The 4,049-nt window shown below is 75.8% G+C and carries 2 protein-coding genes and 1 pseudogene; 2 read left to right on the top strand and 1 reads right to left on the bottom strand.

Translation table 11 applies throughout. The annotated features are described in order from the left end of the window. Positions 1-1,210 (bottom strand): RNA polymerase sigma factor (locus FRZ03_RS35555; protein ID WP_146469222.1); only part of this gene is annotated, 1,210 nt, incomplete at its 3' end. A 291-nt stretch (positions 1,211-1,501) separates the two neighbouring features. Between FRZ03_RS35555 and FRZ03_RS35550 the strand changes: the two genes are divergently transcribed. Both FRZ03_RS35550 and FRZ03_RS39895 read left to right on the top strand, forming a co-directional pair. Continuing rightward, positions 1,502-3,229 (top strand): carbohydrate binding domain-containing protein, encoded by a 1,728-nt coding sequence (locus FRZ03_RS35550; RefSeq protein WP_146469179.1) that lies wholly within the window; start codon positions 1,502-1,504, stop codon positions 3,227-3,229. 312 nt (positions 3,230-3,541) lie between these two features. Continuing rightward, positions 3,542-4,049: pseudogene (locus tag FRZ03_RS39895) on the top strand (hypothetical protein); the annotation flags it as partial.

The raw sequence follows: 4,049 nt of genomic DNA, 5'->3' as shown, positions 1-4,049 counted from the left end.
TCGGACTGGCCGTCTTCCCGGGCTTCTCAGGCTTCTCGGTCTTCTTGGCCTTCGGGGCGGACGGGGAGGGCGAGGGCGAGGCGGGCACGGTGCCGGGCGCGGAGAGGTCCGCCGCCACGGAGGCGCCCGCGCCGCGGTCGGCGGTCGCCTCACCGCCGCCCGACCCGGAGTCCGTGCCGAAGTACCACAGGCCGCCGCCCGCGAGGCAGGCGGCGACGACGGCACCGCCGACGGCCCGGCGCCGCAGCCGCCTGCGGCGCCGGGACGCGCCGCGCCCGCCCGGGCGGCCGCGAGCGGCGCGGCGGCCGGTGCCGCCGCGTCCGGTCGGGCCGCCGGTTCCGGCCGGGGCACCGGCGTCGGTCCCGGTCCGGGCGCCGAGCGGGGTGGCCGCGCCGGCCGGGGCCATCCCGTGCGGCGCGGAGCGCAGGGCGGTGAGCAGCGCGGGCGAGGCGGCGACCAGCGCGAGACCGGCCAGCAGTCCCTCGGCGGGCATCAGTCCGCTCCACAGGCCCGAGCAGCGCGGGCAGCCGCGGGCGTGCCGGGCGATGCGTTTGCGCCACAGCGCGGAGGGTCTGCCGTCCCAGCCGGCGAGCACCACCCGCAGCTCCTCGCAGCGCGGCCGTGATTCCAGCGCCCGCACCACCACCCGGGCCGCCTCCAGCTGGGCCTTCATCCGCTGGACGCGGACGGCGGTGTGCCGGGGTGTCAGGTCCAGGGCGGCGGAGACCTCGGCGCGGGTCAGTTCACCGGCGCATTCCAGCCACCACAGGGACAGCAGTCCCCGGTCGTCGGGCTCCAGCCAGCGGGTGGCGTGGGCGGTCTCCTGGCGCTGGCCCGAGAGTTGCAGCTGCACCACCGTCAGATCCACGAAGTCGGCGCCGGGGTCGGCCAGGTCCTCGGCCTCCTCGACGGCGGCGGGGGCGGACCGCCGGTCCTGCCAGTGGGCGCGGACCTGGTTCATCGCGATCGCGACGAGCCAGGAGCGGAAGCGCTCGGGGGTGCGCAGCCCGTCCAGGCCGTCGAGGGCGCGCAGCATGGTCTCCTGCACCACGTCGTCGACGTCCACCGACCCGTTCAGCGCCCGCCCCACGATGTTGTAGACCAGCGGGAGGTAGGCGCTGACCAGGGCGTCCTGGGCCGCCGCGTCTCCCTCGCGGGCCGCGGTCACCAGGGCCGCCGTCTCCCCCGCGTCCGTGTGCCGTGTGCTCATCAGATGTTTCCCGTCCTTGACGCCGAACGATTGTTCCCGATGCCTGGGAGACCGTTCGAGGCGCCCCGGATAACAGTTCTCCGGGCGCGGATTTCGCGACGGCGGGACGCGGCGGCACAAGGCACCCCCAACTCGGGTCAATCGGTGCCGAGTTCACAGGTTCCGAGTTGGTCTAGTCCTCTTGACGGGGTGGGGTGCGCGCTGTTTGGTATGTACCAGCATCCGGGCCGTGCACGGCACCACCACCCCACCACCCCACGCCCTGGGGACATCCCCGGAAGGGGCACTGTCATGCACCTGGCAAGATTCGCGGCCTCCGCCTGCGCGCTCGCGCTCGCGGCCACCGGCGCGGCCGTCGCCGCCGCCCCCGCGAGCGACGCGGCCACCGGCGCCGCGGCGAGCAGCGTCTACTCCGTCGCCCCCTACGTCGACATGTCGAACGGCCAGGAAGGGCTGCTCGACACCGCCGTCACCGGCCACCACCTCAAGGCCTACACCGCCGCCTTCGTCCTCGGCGTGGGCTGCAACCAGGTCTGGGGCGACACCCTCCCCATCGGCAACGACTCGTACACCGATCCCGAGATCGCCAGGGCCAAGGCCGAGGGCGCGTCCGTGATCATCTCCTCCGGCGGTGCCAGCGGACTGCCGCTCGCCTGGACCTGCACCACCCAGAGCAGCATCGACGCCGGATACCAGGCGCTCATCGACGACTACGGCGTCACCCAGCTGGACTTCGACGTCGAGGGCGCCGCCGTCGCCGACACCGCGGCCGCGGCCCGCCAGATGCAGGCCATGAAGGACCTCAAGGCGACCGACCCGGACCTCCGGTTCTCCGTCACCCTGCCGGTGCTGACCAGCGGGCTGACCAATGACGGCGTCAACATCCTGAAGGCCGCCAAGAACGCGGGCGTCCGGATCGACGTGGTCAACATCATGGCTATGGACTACTACGCGGGCACCGGCACCGAGATGGGCCAGGGCGCCATCGACGCCGCCAGGTCCACGCTGGCGCAGATGCAGTCCGTCGACTCCGGCTACGGCTACGCCAACCTCGGCATCACACCGATGATCGGCAAGAACGACGACGGCTCCACGTTCACCCTGGCCGACGCCCAGACCGTCGAGAACTTCGCCGCTCAGAACGGCGTCGGGCGGCTGTCCTTCTGGTCCGTCAACCGCGACCAGCCGTGCGGCGGCAGCGCCAACTCCCTGCCCACGTGCAGCGAGATCAGCCAGAGCAGCCTCGCGTTCACGGACGCCTTCGTGCCGTACGAGGGCAGCTCGGGCGGCGGCGGGGGCGGCGGCACGACGAGCGACTTCTCGCTGTCCCTCTCCCCCGGCTCCGCCTCGGTCGCCCAGGGCGGCACCGCCACCGCGACCGTCACCACGGCCACCACCTCCGGCAGCGCGGAATCCGTCGCCCTCGCCGCCGCCGGCGCGCCCTCCGGCGTCACGCTCTCCTTCAGCCCGGCCTCGGTGACCTCCGGCGGCACCTCGACCCTGACGGCGAACGTCGGCCCGTCCGTGGCCGCGGGCAGCTACCCGATCACCGTCACCGGCACGGGCACCGGCGGCAAGCACAGCGCCACGTACACGCTCACCGTCACCGCCACCGGCGGCGGGGGCGGCAGCGACGGGGGGTCGCCGGCCAACGCCGGCTTCGAGGGCGGCGGCCTCGCCCCCTGGACCTGCACCGGCGGCAGCACGCTGGTCTCCGGCCCGGTCCACTCCGGCGGCCACGCCCTCCAGGTCACCCCGGACTCCGCCAGCACCGGCGAGTGCGACCAGACCGTCACCCTCTCCCCCAACCACACCTACACGCTCACCGGCTGGGTCCAGGGCCCCTACGCCTATCTCGGGGTCAGCGGCGGCGCCACCGCCAGCGCCTGGTCCAACGGTTCGAGCTGGAACCAGCTGAAGGTCTCCTTCACCACCGGCAGCAGCGGAACCGTCACCGTGTACGTCCACGGCTGGTACGGCCAGGGCAACGTCTACGCCGACGACCTCGCCCTGTCCTGACCGTCCGCCCACCGTCCGCCCGGCACCCGCGCGGATGCCGGGCGGGCGGTGATGCGTGAGCCTGGAGGAGTGTCTGGTGCTCCAGCCGGCCGGCTCCCGGCGCCGCCCGCCGCCCCGGGACGCCGGGCGCCGCGGGCGACGCCGGTCGCCGCGGCCGGTTTCCGCCTTTTCGGCCGCTGCCTCGGCCACCCCGCCGCGGCGGTCCGCGCCCTGCTCCCCGCCGTGGCGCCAGGCGGGCCCGCCGGGCTCCCGGGCACCGGGCGGCAGCGGGCCGGGGTGGTGCCGCGGCCGGTCCCGGTGGGCCGGGCCCGGATGATCGTAGGGACGTGGCTGCCGGCGCGGACCAGGAACGCCGCCTCGAACGTGCCGGCGGTGGGCCGGACCCTGGTGATCACCGGGACGCGGCTGCCGATACGGACCCGGAACGCCGCCTCGAACGTGCCGTTGGCGGGCTGTCCCCCGGCGTTCCCCGCGGTGGACGGCGCCGGCCGGAGCCGCACGGTGGCGCCGGCCGCCGTGGACCGGCGGGCGACGCCGGTGGCCGGGCAGCACACCCGGCGGGGCTCGCGACGGCCGCCCGAGCCGCGCACCGGCCCCGGCCCGCCCGCGACCGGCACCGCCGGACGGCCGGGGCACCGCGCCGCGGGGCGGACGCCGCCGGTCTCGGCGGCTGCGGACCTGGGCGGCGGCACCCCCGCGCCACCCGGCCACGGTGCGACCGCCCCCTCGCCGGGGCCGACGCGGAGCCGCCCGGCGCCCGCGACGCCGATGCCCGCGACCGGGGCGCCCTTGGCGGTCACCGGGGCGCCGCACCGCTGCC

This window comes from Streptomyces misionensis (assembly GCF_007896895.1).
Classification (GTDB): domain Bacteria; phylum Actinomycetota; class Actinomycetes; order Streptomycetales; family Streptomycetaceae; genus Streptomyces; species Streptomyces misionensis_A.
This window is presented reverse-complemented; position numbering and strand designations above follow the sequence as displayed.